At 42.9% G+C, this 17694-nt stretch carries 14 protein-coding genes and 1 pseudogene; 10 read left to right on the top strand and 5 right to left on the bottom strand.

Annotated elements, in window-relative coordinates; all coding sequences use genetic code 11:
• Positions 1–136 precede the first annotated feature (136 nt).
• Both V7K41_RS01750 and V7K41_RS01745 read right to left on the bottom strand, forming a co-directional pair.
• Positions 137–733, bottom strand: coding sequence for a cytochrome b/b6 domain-containing protein (locus tag V7K41_RS01750; RefSeq protein WP_334845440.1), 597 nt, complete (start codon positions 731–733; stop codon positions 137–139).
• Positions 734–1170: 437 nt separating this feature from the next.
• The gene (locus tag V7K41_RS01745; protein ID WP_334845439.1) at positions 1171–1485 is read right to left on the bottom strand and encodes a hypothetical protein; all 315 of its coding nucleotides are present in this window, start codon (positions 1483–1485) and stop codon (positions 1171–1173) included.
• 61 nt (positions 1486–1546) lie between these two features.
• Here V7K41_RS01745 and V7K41_RS32770 point away from each other — a divergent pair, with 61 nt between their 5' ends.
• A complete protein-coding gene (locus V7K41_RS32770) occupies positions 1547–1621 on the top strand; it encodes a hypothetical protein (RefSeq protein ID WP_442943098.1) in 75 nt (24 codons plus the stop codon).
• A 298-nt stretch (positions 1622–1919) separates the two neighbouring features.
• Complete coding sequence (locus V7K41_RS01740; RefSeq protein ID WP_334845438.1) at positions 1920–2723, top strand: PEP-CTERM sorting domain-containing protein; 804 nt, start codon at positions 1920–1922, stop codon at positions 2721–2723.
• Between the two features lie 190 nt (positions 2724–2913).
• On the opposite strand, the gene ebsA is transcribed toward V7K41_RS01740, so the two are convergent.
• A complete protein-coding gene (gene ebsA / locus V7K41_RS01735; RefSeq protein WP_104905290.1) occupies positions 2914–3288 on the bottom strand; it encodes a type IV pilus biogenesis protein EbsA in 375 nt (124 codons plus the stop codon).
• A 626-nt stretch (positions 3289–3914) separates the two neighbouring features.
• Here ebsA and V7K41_RS01730 point away from each other — a divergent pair.
• A complete protein-coding gene (locus V7K41_RS01730; RefSeq protein ID WP_334845437.1) occupies positions 3915–5321 on the top strand; it encodes a glycosyltransferase in 1407 nt (468 codons plus the stop codon).
• An 80-nt stretch (positions 5322–5401) separates the two neighbouring features.
• On the opposite strand, the gene V7K41_RS01725 is transcribed toward V7K41_RS01730, so the two are convergent.
• Positions 5402–7495, bottom strand: coding sequence for a DNA polymerase III subunit gamma/tau (locus tag V7K41_RS01725; RefSeq protein WP_334845436.1), 2094 nt, complete (start codon positions 7493–7495; stop codon positions 5402–5404).
• A 370-nt stretch (positions 7496–7865) separates the two neighbouring features.
• Between V7K41_RS01725 and V7K41_RS01720 the strand changes: the two genes are divergently transcribed.
• From V7K41_RS01720 to V7K41_RS01695, 6 genes and pseudogenes are all read left to right on the top strand, one after another.
• Positions 7866–8552, top strand: a complete 687-nt coding sequence (locus tag V7K41_RS01720; RefSeq protein ID WP_334845441.1) for a hypothetical protein — start codon at positions 7866–7868, stop codon at positions 8550–8552.
• 197 nt (positions 8553–8749) lie between these two features.
• Complete coding sequence (locus tag V7K41_RS01715) at positions 8750–12604, top strand: CHAT domain-containing protein (RefSeq protein ID WP_334845435.1); 3855 nt, start codon at positions 8750–8752, stop codon at positions 12602–12604.
• Between the two features lie 101 nt (positions 12605–12705).
• Positions 12706–13401 (top strand): annotated as a pseudogene (locus V7K41_RS01710) (M14 family metallopeptidase); the annotation flags it as partial.
• 18 nt (positions 13402–13419) lie between these two features.
• The gene (locus V7K41_RS32765) at positions 13420–13818 is read left to right on the top strand and encodes a M14 family zinc carboxypeptidase (RefSeq protein WP_442943097.1); all 399 of its coding nucleotides are present in this window, start codon (positions 13420–13422) and stop codon (positions 13816–13818) included.
• Positions 13819–13881: 63 nt separating this feature from the next.
• On the top strand, positions 13882–14352 hold the full coding sequence (locus tag V7K41_RS01700; RefSeq protein WP_334845433.1) for a hypothetical protein: 471 nt from the start codon (positions 13882–13884) through the stop codon (positions 14350–14352).
• A 674-nt stretch (positions 14353–15026) separates the two neighbouring features.
• Positions 15027–16700, top strand: coding sequence for a fasciclin domain-containing protein (locus V7K41_RS01695; protein ID WP_334845432.1), 1674 nt, complete (start codon positions 15027–15029; stop codon positions 16698–16700).
• Between the two features lie 58 nt (positions 16701–16758).
• Here V7K41_RS01695 and V7K41_RS01690 read toward each other — a convergent pair whose 3' ends face one another.
• Positions 16759–17424, bottom strand: coding sequence for a class I SAM-dependent methyltransferase (locus V7K41_RS01690; RefSeq protein ID WP_334845431.1), 666 nt, complete (start codon positions 17422–17424; stop codon positions 16759–16761).
• Between V7K41_RS01690 and V7K41_RS01685 the strand changes: the two genes are divergently transcribed.
• The gene (locus V7K41_RS01685) at positions 17423–17623 is read left to right on the top strand and encodes a hypothetical protein (protein WP_334845442.1); all 201 of its coding nucleotides are present in this window, start codon (positions 17423–17425) and stop codon (positions 17621–17623) included. The two genes, V7K41_RS01690 and V7K41_RS01685, sit on opposite strands and share 2 nt — an antisense overlap.
• The last annotated feature ends 71 nt before the right edge of the window (positions 17624–17694 follow it).

Here is a 17694-nt window from a genome sequence, read left to right as displayed (position 1 = left end):
CATTGGTCATTGGTCATTGGTCATTGGTCATTGGTCATTGGTCATTGGTCATTGGTCATTGGTCATTGGTCATTGGTCATTGGTCATTGGTCATTATTCTGTGCGTCTCTCTATTTACCTGACCATAGTTTGTTTACTAAAACATTGATTCTGTTAGTTGAGGACCTCCAGCTTTTTTCCCTAATTGATAGTGAATTAATACAAATAAGATAACTATCGGCACTGAGGCAAAGTGAACAATTCGCAATGCTTGCCAATCGCCAAAGAAATCCACAATCCAGGGAAATTGAGCAGGTTTATACATTCCTACTCCTGTAAATAATGCCAGCAGCAAAATAGGAATAATTGCTGTATAAGCAATCCGATGCCAAGCATAAATTAGGCGTTGGGAATTTTGAGTTTTTTGTAATGCTTTGAAGTCATTAGCACCTACAAAGCGATGTCGCCAGCGTCGGGTAATTAAAATGTAAATTCCATACCACAACAGATTCAGCGAAAATAGCCACATTGCTGCAAAATGCCAGTGTCTACCTCCTGCCAACCAACCTCCTAAAGTAAATATCGGAGGAATGTGCAGACCTGCGCGTCCACCAAAAACAGGGTTAGCGTTGTAAATTTGTAGTCCACTGGTGAGCATGATAAATAGACTAATGATGTTACAAGAGTGGAAAATTTTGGCTCCTATTGCTTGAGTGGGTCGCTTTCGAGTTGGAGAGGGAACGTTGGAAGTCATAAATTTTGACTGATAAAGTTTGCTGTTTATCTGTCTTGGGTAAATAGCCCAGCAAGTTTGGAGGTGGGCATTGCTTATCTTTATTTTCTCATCATTAGATTCAGTATTCTGACATTGATGGTCTTCATCTGCTGTTTTAATTGTCAGTTTAGGTATGGCTAGGGTTGTTCTAACTGAAGTTGTTTATTGCCTAGTAGATTTTGAGTATCTTGTAACCGTTGTTTTAAACTTGTGCTTTCAGCTATTACCGCATCTGTTTATATAGGACTCATATTTGATTTTTGAAATATACGTAGGGTGCGTTAGCCAGAGGCATAACGCACCATGCGAAGGCTTTGGTGCCGTACTCTCGGCGATAACACAACGCCAGTCCGCTCAAGTCGGGAAACCCGCCCACACGGCTGGCTCCCCTACACATACTTAGATTTTTTCATAAATCAAATCGGATTCCTATAGCTGGGTTCGTTGTTGTCGTAGTAAAGTATTTTTCTATACTTGTTGTTTAATAGAGCTAGTTTATCCCGTTGTTGTTGCAATTGCTGTTTTTTATCCGAGGGGTATATCGCTTTGTAACCCACGGCAAACAGTACGGGATTGCTCTTTCTTGGTGGAATGGGGTTTTCTGACAACCCTAGAGTTGTCAAATTATCAGATTTTGGCTGGCGAATGTGAGAGCGTTTTTTATCCTGTATGTATTGGCGATCGCTCGTTTGTTTCAAGCAGAATTTGACACGGGTGGAATCGGTGGCCATCTTTATGCTGAATCGCTAATCCAGGTGTTGCTCATTCACTTGCTGCTATTGGGATGAAGATATGGGTAGCAAAGCCAGCTGCTCTATCTATTTCCAAAAATATTTACTGTCTGCGCTCTCAAGTCCCTGGTTTTAGTATTAAATGAGGTGGATTAAGAAGCACTCTATCAAGCCAAAATCAAAGGATGCGATCGCGTTGTAGTTTAATATAAAACTTATAATCAAATCACGAAGTTGAAATTGATTAATAAGGCGATTGTCTCTAACATACTCCGCAAGCGCAAGAATAAAAATAGCAATTGACAAGACTTTTTGTTGCCGATGAAACTTCCATCACCCGCTTGGGAATAATAAATCATGCTTGAGAAATATTTGTAATAAATCTCAGCAGATTAGGTGTGTTTACCATCGACAATTAAAGGAACAATTTGTTAATGAAAGTGAGTTCATCAGGAATTAAGCTAGGTTTTGCAGTTGTTAGCAGCAGTTGTCTCGCAGCAGTAGCGATCGCTATTAGTGCAACAAGTGCTTTCGCTGCTCAATTCATCACAATTGAAAGCACTGGCACATTATCAGGAACTATCGAACTTCCCAGAAATAATCCTAATTTCAATAACAGTATTACTCGTATTGATACGGATCACACTGGAACTTATTACCGAAACTTAGGTACTAATAATAATTCTAATTATGTTCCTGTATACCAGTCAGACTATTTAAAGGTAGAAACACGCTCTGATGGAAGTCTGCATTACTTTGTTGACTTTAAAGGTATTCCGATTGTCTCCTTTGATGGTGTTCTTACATCGCCGGTTCTTTCTGGTGGTCAGCTGACTCCCTTTCTTTACCAGGGACAATTGGCAGGAACCACATTTCAAGGAGTAGTTCAAGATGAATTTAATCTCACAAAAGCTTTCTACACTGGTACTGTCATCGACCCAGACACCGGAAAGAAGTATCAGGGTACTTTTGAAGTGAGTGGATATGGAGAGCGATATAGTAATCCCAATGGAAATTTAACTCCCACGGTCTTTGATTTTCAGTCCGATATCCCAGGTTTGCCAGGTGTAACATCCTTGACTATGACTAACGCTAGCTTGGCAAATTTAAGAATCAAAGTACCTATAAATGAAACTTCTATTCCAGAACCCACTAGCCTTCTTGGAACTTTGATAGTAGCTAGTTTTGGTATGGTTCTGAAAAGAAGAAAAGATATCGGACTTAGGAAGACGTTTTAAAACTGAAAGGCTGTTGTAAGAAAGCTCACAAGGCTTATAGCGGTTCCCTTCAGATGATGCGGTACAACATTGTGTAGGGGCACGGCATGCCGTGCCCCTACGCGTGTACTTACCCATGAATTTAAAATTGACAAACTATTAGTGTAATTTTAAATATAAGCCGGACTTTTGCAAATCCGGCTGAGTTTAATCAATCATCTATACGCAGTAGCTTGCGGTAAAACGGTTGTGAAAAATCGGTCACGCGATAACGTTTATAGTTGTCCATAAGTTCAATTAAAAAATTAATGAACTCGAAACTAGCCATCATCAGTTCATAACTCAGGTCAGCATTGCCATCAAACTGAATTCGGCAACGGGTTAAGTCTGAGGGTAAAGTAGCAACATTCCAGGAGGCGACAAAGGGGACATGTTCGCTGGCTTCGATCTTCCGATGTCCTTCCAAGACCCCTTTTTGATAAAGACTGATGGCATAGGGTAAGAAATTGCGCCTAGCACCCTGAACATAAGGTAAGTAAACACTGGCTTGTTGTTGAGTTGCAGGCTGGAGTTGCTCAATAGACATAGTTAAATATTCCTCAAGTTAGTTAGCAACTGGGGATATTAGTGGATATTAGTAGTATTCCCCAAAGATGTGTCTAAAGCACACAGTAGGGAGTGGGCAGTGGAGGGACGCAGGGACGCGGGGACACGGGCATGGGGAGAGGCAGAGAATAACCAATGACAAATGCCCAATAAATGAAGTTACTACTAAGAAATATTAAAATTTCGGTTACAATAATGCTGCATTAACTGTTATCGAATCTGGGAACGATAACACTAAAAATGTCTACTGTAAAGTGGTGGATGCCGTTATTGCAGTTTTTCCCAACAAAAAGCTGCTGCTACCTTGCTATTACTTTACCCAAACCGCAGTTCTCATTGGAGAAAGTCCGACTCTACAAGCTTCCTGCCCAAGTGGCTATCAAAGGAATCAAGCTTCTGTCTAAGAGTAGCAAACGTGGTTAATGCGAGGTAATTACGCAGATGGCGGTGACAACAAAGGTAGTCCCAGCGGCTTTTGGCTTAGGGATAGCGGGTATTGCAGTTTGCCCATTCCGATTAATATCGGGAAAAGTAGCTTAGGGATATTTGTCCGTAAAATTACTAACTGTAGACAAATAGTGGTTTTTGAATCAAGCAACCTAACCTATGCCAGCGAATTCCTGGCCCGAAGAAGATTCTTATCAAGAGCTCGATCCGCTCAACTCCTTGTTGTCTGACCTATCAGTAGATGAGGAGTCAGTGTTAGAGACAGATTCTATGTCTTTACCATCCCGGTTTCAAGGTCGTAGAGGCAAAGCAGCTCTAGTCTTGACTATCGTCTGGAGTGGCACGATCGCTCTACATTTAGTTTCTTGGGCTTCCATTTTTATTCTAGGACTGACCACCATTCTAGGATTTCATGCTTTGGTGGTAGTGTTTACTAAATCCCGTCGCTATCCAAAAGAAATACAAGGAGATTTACCTTCTGTTTCTGTGCTGGTGGCTGCGAAAAATGAGGAAGCGGTAATTACTAAATTAGTCAAAAATCTTTGTAATCTGGAATATCCAGGTGGGCAGTACGAAATTTGGATAATTGACGATCGCAGCAGCGATCGCACGCCACATTTATTAGCAGAACTCCAACAGAAACACGACCAGCTGAAAGTACTAAGGCGTTCAGCAGAAGCTACTGGTGGCAAATCGGGGGCGTTGAATCAGGTATTGCCGCTGACAAAGGGCGACATTATAGCAGTATTTGATGCTGATGCCCAAGTAACACCAGACTTGCTGCAACAGGTAATACCTTTATTTCAAAGAGAAAACGTGGGGGCGGTGCAGGTGCGAAAAGCGATCGCCAACGCTAAAGAAAACTTTTGGACTAAGGGTCAAATGGCCGAAATGGCACTTGATACCTGGTTTCAGCAACAGCGGACTGCCCTTGGTGGCATTGGCGAACTGCGGGGCAATGGTCAATTTGTCCGGCGTTCAGCCTTGGAAAGCTGCGGTGGCTGGAATGAAGAAACCATTACCGATGATTTGGATTTGACAATCCGTTTACATTTGGACAAATGGGATATTGAGTGTGTTTTTCATCCAGCAGTGCAAGAAGAAGGAGTGACAAGTGCAGTTTCACTCTGGCATCAGCGCAACCGTTGGGCAGAAGGTGGATATCAACGGTATCTGGATTATTGGGATTTAATTCTCAAAAACCGCATGGGAACACGCAAAAGCTGGGATTTGCTGATTTTCCTGCTGATTATGTATATCTTGCCGACAGCAACAGTACCAGATTTATTAATGGCGATCGCTCGTCATCGTCCACCAATGTTAAGTCCGATCACAGGTTTATCCGTTACTATGTCGATGGTAGGGATGTTTACAGGTCTGAAGCGGGTACGTCAAGATCAAAAATTCCCACTTTCTACATATTTGATGATGCTGGTGCAAACCCTGCGTGGCAGTTTATATATGTTGCACTGGTTAGTCGTCATGAGCAGTACTACTGCCCGGATGTCGGTAAGACCAAAGCGCCTGAAATGGGTGAAAACCTTGCATACTGGGAATGGGGAATAGCCCCTTTGGGGAATTCAAAATTCAAAATTCAAAATTCAAAATTTAAAATGCAAAATTATTTTTGGTAATTTTGCATTTTTTTATTCATCATCTACTTCTGATTCTTCTGCCCATTCTGGTGTAGTTATGGAATCGGAGAATTCTGGGAAATCATCTGCAAAGCGGATAATTTGCCCGTTGAAAAATTCTGCTAGACGTTGAGCTGCGATCGCTACTTCGTCAGGTTCCCAATCAGGTGCGGGTGTTGGTTTTGGAGTTGGAGGCAAAGTTTGCATCCCGTTTCCATTTACCCCATTTGCATTTACACCATTTCCATTTGCCCTATTTCCATTTACACTATTGCCATTCTTTGCTGCCAACTCGGTTTTTTGTGGTGCTGGTGGTGGATTAGTTAATTGCGGTACTGGCGCTGGAGGCGAAATTTGCTGGTTGTAACTGGGAGTTGGTGGTTGCTGAACGCGAGTAGAGTCTTTTGGGGGAGGATTTTTTTTGGCTGAGGTAGGAGTTGCAGAACTGACTTGTTCTAGATTTACCTGAACTTCGCGTTGAAAAGTCTGCTGGAAAGCTACTTTCATCATCGGGAGATCAGATTTAAGTGTTTCATACCATTTAGACCCTTTGACAGCAATACGCGCTACAGTACCGTTAAACTCTATTAGCTGGCACATTTGCCCCAGTAAAGCTTGCCTGGAAGGCATCGGAAAATTAGCACGCACTTGTTGCCAAATCTGAGTTAAGTCATATTCTGCTTCCTCAACAACTTCTTCCTCAACAACTTCTGAAGTTACTGGTTCAATTTTCGCAGGTGACGCGGGCACAAATACAGGTTCTGGGGTTGGTCGTGAAACTGAGTTAGCAGCAGAATTGTGATTTGTTTGCTGTTCAATTGGAGGAGATGAAGTGACGGGCTGATTTTGGGCAGTCGCTTGACGATCGGCAGATGCAGAATTATGATTTGTTTTCGGTTCAGCTAAAGGTACAGAAGAGACTGGGTGATTTTGGGCAACTGCTGGAGGATAGCTTGGAGATATAGTAGCTGGGTTAACTCGCAGCGCGACACTTGGGGCTTGTGGCTGAATATTCGTCGCACTCGGTAACAGTCCTAGTAATGTTACCTCCAACCACAAACGCGGCTGGGTGGTATTTTTAATTTGTACTTCAGCTTCTCGCAAGTGTTTTTGTCCTGCCAAAATCACGCTCATATCGAAGTATTGAGCAAATTCAATCAGCGCTGTCCAGGTTTGCTGAGTACAAGCAACCAAATCGTGGCGGTTGGGTGCGGTTTTAGCAATCAGTAAATCGCGGTAAAAAGCGGCGAGATTTTGTAGGAGAGTTAGGGGTTCTCGACCACGATCGAGAATGTGGTGAGTACAGTCTAAAACTGCTTCCGGTTTATCTTGAGCGATCGCATTTAAAAGCCCTAGCAAGTCCTGTTCGCTTACCGTCCCCACCAAATCCCAAACTCGCTCTGGTGTGACTTCACCCGCTAATAAACCCAATTGATCGAGTAGACTTTCGGCATCTCGCAAGCCTCCCTGAGAAAGTTGGGCTACCAGAGTGACAGCATCAAGTGAAATATGAATGTTTTCATAAGATGCGATCGCACTTAAATGCTTCACCATCGCTTTTAACTGAATGCGTCTAAAATCAAACCTTTGACAGCGCGAAATAATCGTTGGTAACACCCGTTGCGGGTCTGTTGTCGCCAACACAAAAACTACATATCTCGGTGGTTCTTCTAGTGTCTTAAGTAGCGCATTGAATGCCTGAGTACTGAGCATATGGCATTCATCGATTACATAAACCTTGTAGCGACACTGCACAGGAGCAAACTGGGCTTTTTCAATTAACTCACGGATATTATCGACACCAGTGTTGCTAGCAGCGTCGATTTCAATTACGTCTAAGGCGTACCCCTTAGCGATTCCCTGACAAACTTCACACACACCACAAGGTTCAGCCGTGGGCTTATCACTTTTGAGACAATTGAGAGATTTAGCCAGAATTCGGGCGCTAGAAGTTTTCCCCGTACCTCTGGGCCCAGTGAATAAATAGGCGGGGGCGATTTTGGATGTGCCGATCGCGTTCGTGAGGGTGGTAGCGATCGCCTCTTGGCCCACCAGTTCAGCAAAACTTTTGGGGCGATATTTGTGGTGCAGGGGTTCGTAAGACATGGAAATATAGACTTCAATGCCTTTCAAAGTTAATTACTAGCACCGAGTCGAGTTTGGGATTCAACTATTTTAAACTCTCATACCTGCTTTGTTTGTTGATATTGCCATAGCGCCAGACTCAACTAATGCCGTAAATTTCGGCACTCAGCAAAGCAAGCAAGCAGATATGATTTCAACATCAATGTATGGGAATTATAGCATATCATTTAGTACATTTGTTCTGATTAAGAAGTGGAGAGCAAGAAAAAACTCTTGACAAATGACAAATGACAAATGACAAATGACTATACGTTTTATTGACTGAACTAACGCCATAGTCCAGTGCGATCGCTACAATTTTATAGATAAGCAATACTCGATGGTGCAGCAGATGCTCAAGCGGCTATTTCAATGGCTCAAAAAGCTTTTTCAGAGCTTGTTTGGTGGAAAACAGACTACCTCAAAATCTAGGGGAAATGTAGAAAAAGAACCAGCACCACCCTTAAGCGATACGGATCTGGAATTTCTCTTCAACGAACTGTTGCAGGGAGTACATCAAGCAAGAGGGGAAGCATGGGCACAGAAGTGGCTGCATAATATCGAACATCGCATTACAACTGAAGACTGGGTTGAGTGGTTAGGGCGCTTTGGCGACAGATTGCTAGCATCTCCTACACCCAATAATGAAATGGCTGCGCGATTAGTGCAACTGGGTGAATTGGGCGTCGGAGAAATTGGAGATGTTGCTTATAATATCGGGATGCAGTTGTTGTCACGCAATCAAGGCGAACCAATTTGGGAATATGAAGGGCCAGATGCTTTTAGCCCTCCTTTGACTTCTGAGGTAGCTGCCCCAGTATCAGAGTCAGCAGATGCACCAGAGAACCCCCCAGAGGGAGAATACCAAACTGTCACCCTAGAAGAGTTGTTTGTGATGTTGCAGGAGGATGAAAATTTACGTCAGCAGATTGCTCAACAGCTTGCCGTTGAAACAGACGATCCACAAGTGCTTGTCCAGGCATTAATTAGTCAGTTATATCCTGCTGGTCAACCGACTACAGAGCAAACTGAAAATTAACTGCTTGCCAAAGTCAAATTCAAGAGTTAAATCTGGGAATTGTTACGTTGTAATGCTATGCTCTTGAAGATTTGTATATGTTTTGCTAACCTGCTACGGAAGCGCTGTCCGAATCTAATGGATTTTTACGTAATTGATGATTTTTTTAACACAACGATGGCTACAATCTAGAAAAACAAAATCCAAGAGTGTGGCAGATGCTCAGGCGGATATCGCAGTCGCTTAAAAGGTTTTTAAAGCGCCTCATTGCAAGTAAACAGAATAGTTCTCTCAAGGGTTCGAGAGGACGCAATCTGGTGGGGGTACTACCAGAACTAACCAATGCGGATCTGGAACAATTGTTTATCCAATTGTTAGAAGGCGTGCATCAAGCACGAGGACGACAGTGGGCATTGAGGTATCTGCAACGGATCGAAAATCGCATTCCGGCTGAACGTTGGATAGACTGGTTGGTGATGTTTGGTGAAAGCTTGCTAGCTTCACCTACACCAAATCCTCTTTTAGCAACACAGATGGTGCAATTGGGGGAACTTGGTGTTGGCAGAATTGGAGAAGTTGCTTATGACATTGGCATTCGGCTAATGCAAAACTTACCTACAGAGATAGAATATCAGGACAATCAGGCACAAGATGACGGAGAAAGTACTCTTGGGCAAGAACTGATCCGCGATTTGGGCGAGCAGTTATGGGACTACGACGAGCCAGATGTAATAGAAAGTACTCCTGGGCAAGAACTGATCCGCGATTTAGGCGAGCAGTTATGGGAGTACGATCAGCCAGATGTAATAGAAACTACAACCGATGAAGAAATTCTCCCAACTTCCCCCGGACAAGAGCTAATTCGTAGCTTAGGCGAACAATTATGGGAGTATGATGAGCCAGATGTTGAACCAATCACATCAGCCCCCCAAAATGCCTCTTTTGAGGAAAGATTGCCCGAAAACTTCGAGGAACTGGTATGGGAGTATGAAAGGGAAGACGCCCAAACCACAATACCAGAAAATATTCCTCTGCCCGCACCGGAAGATTCAATTACCTCGTTAGCCCAATTGAGGTTTGACGAAGAAGAAGTTGTTCAAATTACAACACCAGCAAATCTCCTTTCCACTAGACAAAAAACTGAATTAGCAACGTCTGACTCGGTGGAAACCTGGGATAACACTTTGACGAATTTAGAGCCGAATGTGGCTAATACCTTAGATGAGTTGTGGGTGAGGTTGGATCAAAGTACCAATTTAGTCCAGCAACTTGCTTCGGATTTGGCAGTTCAAAGTAGTAATTCCCCTGGTATTATTGAGCGAAATAGCGATAATCCGATTACCCACGCTCAAGGGTGGTTTTACCAAGGTCTAAGCCAAGCGAAAACAGGTGATTTGTTAGGCGCGATCGCATCTTATGACCAAGCCATCGAACTGCAACCCGAATTGTCAGAATATTGGTTTAATAGAGGTTTGACGCTGTTCCATTTAGAACGTTTTGAAGAAGCGATCGCCTCTTACCAAACCGCCACACAACTGAAACCCGACTACTACAAAGCTTGGTACAACCGAGGTGGAACTCTCGGAGAATTAGGATACTTTGAAGAAGCGATCGCTTCTTTTGACAAAGCTATAGAAATCAAGCCAGACTATCAAGAAGCGTGGTCTAGCAAGGGTTTGGCACTGCTGAAATTAGGTTGGCTACCAGAAGCTATTGCTAGTTATGACCAAGCCCTGCAACTCGAACCAGAAGACCAGGAAAACTGGTATCACCGAGGCATAGCCCTAGCTGTCAGCGAACAATTTGCCGAGGCGATTATATCTTATGACAGAGCTATAGAAATTGACCCAGAGTACCACGAAGTTTGGATAGATCGGGGTGTAGTGCTGTTTAATTTAGGCAGGTGGTCAGAAGCGATCGCCTCTTGGGATAAAGCCCTGTCAGTTCAAGCCGACTTCTACTTAGCTTGGTACAACCGGGGTATAGCGTTAGACAACTTAGGACGTAGACAAGAAGCGATCGCCTCTTATCGCCAAGCGATCGCCATTAAACCCGACTTCCACTTAGCTTGGTATAATCAGGCAGTAGCACTGTTTTATTTAGAACAATTTACCGAAGCGATCGCCTGTTATGACAACGCTTTGCAAATTAAACAAGATTATTGGGAAGCTTGGATTGGTCGGGGAACTGCGATCGGTAATTTAGTAGATTCTGACGTATTGCTGAATTTGTCGAGTGGTCTCATAGCGACAAATCCCACTTTACAACAGGGTGGCTACGAAGGAAAATTAGCCAGCTACGAAGAAGGGTTAAAGCATCTGCGGACAGATACCCATCCAGAAGGTTGGGGTAGATTGCATTTTGCGATCGCTAATACTTACTATGAGCAAGGCAAAAAACATACCAATCCCCGCGATTATTGGCGCAAAGCTGCATCTGAGTACCATCAAGCGCTGTTAACCTTGACACTAGAATATTTTCCCCAGTTGCACCTAGAGGTTTTACAATCTCTAAGCAAAGTGTTGATGGGTTTGGGACAAACAACACAAGTTCAAGAATTGCTGCAACGTGGGACAGATTTATTGCAACAATTACTGAGTGAAGAAACTCGCTCAGACGAAAGTAAAAAACAGCTAGCTTTAAAATTTACAGGCTTCAATCAATTGGCAGTTGATTTAGCTGTGGAGTCCGGCGATTTAGTAGAAGCTTGGGAAATTGCCGAACAAGGTAAAAATGCTTGTTTAAACTGGCTGCTTTCTGGCTGGAATGATAATATATACTCGCCTTATTATGGCGCAATTCAACAACTATTCAATCCCACAACAGCAATTATTTACTGGCATATTAGTCCAGTTGCCCTACATACTTTCATTCTCAAAGACCAAGCACCATCACCAATTCTCCTATTTACACCCATGCAAGATGCTGGAGTAATACCTTTAGGAGAAGACGTTATCCGTCTAAATGAATTGCCTCTACCCGAAGCAGTGCAACGTCTAATTGAATTTGAAGCTTGGCTAGAAGATTGGCATCAACAATACCAAGAATATCGCAGCACAGCCCACGACAAAGAAAGTAAAAGTCAGCATTCTTGGCGAGTTGATATGGAAGAGAAACTGTTGGAATTGTATGAAATCCTGAATATTTCCACAATTGCCCAGGAACTCGAAGGCATCACTCAGCTGGTCTTAATTCCTCACCGTGACTTGTACAGATTGCCCATTCATACACTTTTCCATCTTTCTTCGCCATCACCAGAAGAGTTACCGAATGTGGAATCAAATTTCAGCTTTACCTATCTACCTAGTGCCAAAATAGGTTTATCAATCAGAACTGAGGATATTTGGCAGTGGCAAAATAAGTTATTGCTCAGTGTAGAACATCCTGAAAGTACAGGTTATCCCACCCTGAAATTTGCCAAACTGGAGTCTGAAATTGTTAGCCAGATGTTCAATAATATCCAACGAATTCAGGGGGCAGAAGCTACAAAAAGTATTGTTGAAAATGCCTTATCTGATAATTATAATATCTTGCATTTTACGGGTAATGTCACTAATAATATAGCTGAACCTAAAAAATCAGAATTAGCATTAGCGGGTGAAGACAGACTTACTCTAGATGAAATCTGCCAACAAAATCTCGATAGTTACAACCTTATTACCCTCTCTGCTTGTGAAAATTTAAGTGCTAACAACTACACTATCAGCAGCGAATATGTGAGTTTAGTCAGTGGTTTTGTGAGTCAGGGCGTACCTCATGTAGTGAGTACTCTCTGGAGTGTAGAATCTTCGGCTAGTGCCTTGGTGACGATCGAGTTTTACCGACGATTACAGCCTAATAAATCAGCAGTTACTGCCTTAGCTGAAGCAACACGATGGCTGAAAGAACTAACTGCTGGAGAACTAACAAAATGGTATGAAGATATCTTGAATAATCTGCATCCAGAGGAAGTAAGAATTCAAACTTATTTAGCAACACAACTATATAGAAATAGTAAAATGGCATCAGATAAAAATCTTTATAATCATCCTTATTACTGGGCAGCATTCACGATTACGGGTAAGCCGAATTAAAATAATTCGTAATTCGTAATTCATAATGGGGAGGTTTGTGATGCCAGACGTTCGGTTTGATAAATACTATCGTTATGAAGACCTAACACGCATTCTGCACAGTTATGCAAAGGAATTTCCCCAACGTAGTACGCATAGAAAGCATTGGTAAGAGTTACGAAGGACGTGACATCTGGCTATTGACAGTTACCAACTTTGCCACTGGCGCACATCAAGAAAAACCTGCCCTCTGGGTTGATGGCAACATCCACGCCACTGAACTAGCACCGTCAAGTGTTTGTCTATATCTCTTGCAAACATTAGTTACAGCTTACGGTACTCACCCAGAAATTACCCGTTGTTTGGATACCCGCACCTTCTACATTTGCCCTCGTGTTAATCCTGATGGTGCTGAGTTGGCATTGGCTGATAAACCAAAATTTATTCGCTCCGGTACTCGTCATTATCCCCATGATGACGAAGGCAACGATGGGTTAGTGATGGAAGATGTCGATGGCGATGGTCGGATTTTACTGATGCGAATCCCCGATGCTAATGGGGCTTGGAAAGTCTGTCCTACCGAACCTCGCCTGCTGGTGCGACGCGAACCAACAGAAATAGGTGGTCAGTATTATCGCGTACTACCAGAAGGAAATATCGAAAATTATGACGGAGTTGAGATTAAAATTCAGCGTTCTAAAGAAAGGCTAGATTTAAACCGAAATTTTCCATTTTTGTGGCGGCAAGAATCTGAGCAATCGGGGGCTGGCCCCTATCCTACATCTGAAACAGAAGTGCGTAGGCGTAGCCCGTCGTAGACATCGCTTGTTCAGTTTATCACTACACATCCTAATATTACAGGAGCGATCGCCTTTCATACCTTTAGCGGTGTTCTCATCCGTCCCTACACCCACCTCAGCGATGATGAATTCCTGGTCAATGACCTCCGCACCTATCAACGCATTGGTGCAAAAGGTACTGAAATTACTCAGTATCCAGCCATATCTGCCTTTCATGATTTCCGCTATGACCCCAAAGACGTAATTACAGGTACATTTCATGACTGGGCTTATGAATATCAGGGTTTATTTGCCTGGACAGTAGAAGTCTGGAGTCCACAGCGCCAAGCTGGAATTACTGATTATAAATACACCGATTGGCAGCGAGAACACCCTGTAGAAGATGACCTGAAGTTGCTGCGCTGGAACGATGAAAAATTGGCTTTTAAGGGTTAGGTAGATTGGTATCCCTTCGAGCATCCCCAACTCGGTCAGATTGAACTAGGCGGCTGGGATACCATGTATGCTTGGACAAATCCCCCCCCTGAGTTTCTGGAGAAAGAAATAGCCCTTTTCCCAGAATGGCTAGTTTGGCATCTGTTAATATCTCCTCGTTTAGAGATTTACGAAGCCACTATCCACAATTTGGGTGATGATACTTATCGAGTGCAATTGGTTGTACATAATACAGGCTGGTTGCCCACCAATGTCACCCAAAAAGCTTTAGAAAAAAAGCTGGTGCGGGGCTGTATCTGTGAAATTGAACTGCCTCCCGGAGGAACTTTAGTAACGGGTAAGCCCCGTGAAGAATTAGGTCAATTAGAGGGACGAGCCTATAAGCCTTCAACTCCCATTAGACGGCATAGCGATCCTACCAAGGATCGGGCAAAGGTGGAATGGGTGGTGCGTGTGCCTCAAGGTAGTACAGTTAAACTGCTAGCCCGTCATGAACGTGCTGGAGTTGTTCGCACTGAATTGACATTTCTATAAAATTATCTTCTCTAATAAAATAATTCTTAGCCGAAAATCTTGGTGCAATCAAGCTCAAAATTTTTGATTGCGATCGCTATTTTCCAGTCTAGTATTTGAAAATTTACCATCAAGGACAACTATCTAAAGAGTGAAAGTTTTTCTTCAAAATCCAGCCCTGAGTTAGTTGTATAATTTCGATAAAAGATTAACAATACACCATATCGCTAAGATTGATTTTATTTCTTAAATATTGCTAAAGATCATGATACATTGAGTTTGACGGCATTAACCCTCCTCGGCAATTATAAAGAGACGGCTATTAAAGGCCAATTATTTTACTGCTTGACTGCAATTTTAGAACTGAATAAAATCGCCTACTTGCATTAATTGTCTTTATTGTTGCAACATATTATATGACCACAGGAGCCATGCTTATTTTTAGTGTGTTCTGCGGTTCTTAAAAAAAAATAGGAATTCGATACTATGTGTGGTGCACATGAGGATAAACGTTATGAGATATCAGAGCAGCTACTCATAATGTCCAGCGTTTTAATTTTCCAGAGCTAACAGGTTTCATTTCTGGTTTTCATGTCGAGGCGAACCAAATAATCATCTAGATATTTGTATTCACTTAACCTTGCATCCAGTATTTTCCAATAGTCAACCCAAGAAATTGAAAAGAGGATATTTCCATGTCTAGTTTGTCTCGTTGGTCATCAACAAAGGTTGCTTTGCTAGTTCTGGGAATGACAGCTGCTACAATAACTCCGATCGTAATTTCTACCCCAGCTTCATCTCAAACTCCTGTTCCATCTGCGACACCATCACCTGCGACACCATCACCTACTTCAACAGTTAACCTGTCTGATGTTTCCTCAGATTATTGGGCGCGTCCCTTCATTCAAGCCCTAGCTGACAATAACGTGATTAGTGGCTTTCCTGATGGCACTTATAGACCAAATCAGCCTGTGACTCGTGCTGAATTTGCTGCCTTGATTCAAAAAGCCTTCAGTAACCAAAACCGAGTTCGGCAATTAAGTGCAGGTGGATTCAGTGATGTTCCTGCTAATTACTGGGCAGCTGCTGCAATTCAAAACGCCTACGAAACTGGATTTTTGGCAGGCTATCCGGGGAATGTGTTTAGACCAAATCAAGAAATTCCCAGAGTGCAGGGAATTGTGGCTTTAAGTAATGGCTTAGGTTTAACTGGTGGCGATACAAGTACTCTCACTAATTTCTATAACGATGCCTCAGCTATCCCGGAATATGCTATTGGTAGTGTGGCAGCAGCGACAGTAGGTAATCTTGTTGTCAACTACCCGGATGTAAAACAACTCAATCCGCAACAATCTTTGACTCGTGCTGAAGCAGCAGCAATATTATATCAAGCTTTAGTTAAACAGGGACGGGCACAACCCATTGCTAGCAATCTTCCAGCTAGTCAGTACGTTGTAGCTGGAACTCCTGTCAGTACTGATATTGTTTCTCTGGCTGCATCCAGTAGTTCTTTTACAACTCTGACTTCTTTATTAAAGACAGCCGGTCTAGCAGATATTCTTCAACAGCCAGGTCCTTATACAGTCTTCGCTCCCACCAATGACGCATTTGCGGCTTTGCCTCCTGCTACCTTACAACAGTTAGAGCAACCAGAAAACAGAGAAGCATTAGTTAAGATTTTGAGATATCATGTGCTTCCGGGTGCGGTAACTGCTAGTCAATTCTCGGCAGGGGAATTGACAACCGATGAAGGAAAACCTGTAAATATTAAAATCGATTCTGCCAGTAGTCAAGTTTCGGTAAATAATGCCAGAGTTCTCCAGGCGGACGTGAAAGCTAGCAATGGTATTATCCATGCAATTAACCAAGTCCTAATTCCACCTGATGTTAATATCAGTAAGTTAAATCAGCCACCAACAGGAAGTACAACACCTGATGTTAACGTAGGTAGAAGTACTCGTGGTGGCAGAAGCTATATCGGAGTTGGTGGTAACATTGGTTTGAGCGGCGATGATACAGCTCTGAGCGACACTAACTTTACAGTGATCAGCAAACTTGGTCTGACAAACAATCTATCAGTGCGACCATCGGTGATCTTCGGGGACGATACAGTATTTCTAGTTCCCCTGACTTTAGATTTTTCTCCCCGCAGAGCAGGTTCAGTGGGTGAAAGAAGCTTTGCTATATCTCCTTATATCGGTGCTGGTGTAGCAATTGAAGCTAATGCTGATACTGATATTGGATTACTGTTAACAGGTGGTGTAGACCTTCCTCTCGGTTCTAAACTTACGCTAACAGGTGGTGTAAATGCTGCTTTTGTGGATGATACTGATGTAGGACTACAGTTAGGAATTGGCTATAACTTCTAAGTAAATAGAAGTAGAATATGTAATAAGGGCGCACAGCTAGTTGTGCGCTCTTGCTGTATTAAGGTCGCTTGATTGCTAAAGTAAGTCCATCGCCGATGGGGACAAGGGAGAGGCTAATGCGTTCGTCATGATGTAACTTCTCGTTGAGCGCCCGGATTGCTTGGGTGCCTTCATCTTGATTTTGCTCGTCAGCTACTTGTCCAGACCATAAAACATTATCAATCGCAATCAATCCACCTGGACGCACTAATTGCAGCGATCGCTCATAATATGCATCATAATTTTCTTTATCAGCATCAATAAAGGCAAAATCAAAAGTCTCGGCTTGCCCAGTTGCCAATAACCCATCTAAAGTTTCCAAAGCTGGTGCCAATCGGAGATCGATTTTATCAGCAACTCCAGCTTCTTGCCAATAACGCCGAGCGATCGCAGTAAATTCTTCACTCACATCACAAGCGATAATCTTGCCATCAGGCGGTAGTGCCAAAGCTACAGAAAGTGAGCTATAACCCGTAAATACTCCAACTTCTAGGGTTTTCTTCGCTCCAATCAACTGCACCAGAAGGCTCATAAATTGCCCTTGTTCTGGTGAAATCTGCATTACACTCCGGGGATGGTTGGCAGTTTCTTGGCGCAACCTCCCAAGAATCTCTGGTTCCCGTAGCGAAACGGATAAAAGATAATTGTAGAGTTGGTTATCAAGACCTATAGACTGTTTTGGCATGGTAGATCAGAGAATTGAGAGAATCTACAGTTATACTATCGCTGATAAGTGGAATTTCAGGAAAAACATGGTGCGGTTAGTTTTAACAGTAATATTGCTGGTACTAGTAACAGCTTGTGGCAGTATTGGACTGCTACCAACTAGCGATTTAGTGCAAAAAGCGATCGCACTTGGGCTAGAAGTGCGGTTCGTTGCTTAGTGAATCACGGTAAACAGTCCGTACATAACTAAGCCAGCCCGACAGCAGATTACTGTCATTAAAGGCTGAAC

Source organism: Nostoc sp. (assembly GCF_036917415.1).
Classification (GTDB): domain Bacteria; phylum Cyanobacteriota; class Cyanobacteriia; order Cyanobacteriales; family Nostocaceae; genus Nostoc.
The sequence above is the reverse complement of the archived record's forward strand: the minus strand, read 5'-3'. Positions and strand labels throughout refer to the sequence as shown.

Coding starts and splice junctions, on each gene's coding strand:
- V7K41_RS01750 (WP_334845440.1), bottom strand. CDS start 733: ATGACTTCCAACGTTCCCTCTCCAACTCGAAAGCGACCCACTCAAGCA.
- V7K41_RS01745 (WP_334845439.1), bottom strand. CDS start 1,485: ATGGCCACCGATTCCACCCGTGTCAAATTCTGCTTGAAACAAACGAGC.
- V7K41_RS01740 (WP_334845438.1), top strand. CDS start 1,920: ATGAAAGTGAGTTCATCAGGAATTAAGCTAGGTTTTGCAGTTGTTAGC.
- ebsA (WP_104905290.1), bottom strand. CDS start 3,288: ATGTCTATTGAGCAACTCCAGCCTGCAACTCAACAACAAGCCAGTGTT.
- V7K41_RS01730 (WP_334845437.1), top strand. CDS start 3,915: ATGCCAGCGAATTCCTGGCCCGAAGAAGATTCTTATCAAGAGCTCGAT.
- V7K41_RS01725 (WP_334845436.1), bottom strand. CDS start 7,495: ATGTCTTACGAACCCCTGCACCACAAATATCGCCCCAAAAGTTTTGCT.
- V7K41_RS01720 (WP_334845441.1), top strand. CDS start 7,866: ATGCTCAAGCGGCTATTTCAATGGCTCAAAAAGCTTTTTCAGAGCTTG.
- V7K41_RS01715 (WP_334845435.1), top strand. CDS start 8,750: ATGCTCAGGCGGATATCGCAGTCGCTTAAAAGGTTTTTAAAGCGCCTC.
- V7K41_RS01700 (WP_334845433.1), top strand. CDS start 13,882: ATGTATGCTTGGACAAATCCCCCCCCTGAGTTTCTGGAGAAAGAAATA.
- V7K41_RS01695 (WP_334845432.1), top strand. CDS start 15,027: ATGTCTAGTTTGTCTCGTTGGTCATCAACAAAGGTTGCTTTGCTAGTT.
- V7K41_RS01685 (WP_334845442.1), top strand. CDS start 17,423: ATGGTAGATCAGAGAATTGAGAGAATCTACAGTTATACTATCGCTGAT.
- V7K41_RS01690 (WP_334845431.1), bottom strand. CDS start 17,424: ATGCCAAAACAGTCTATAGGTCTTGATAACCAACTCTACAATTATCTT.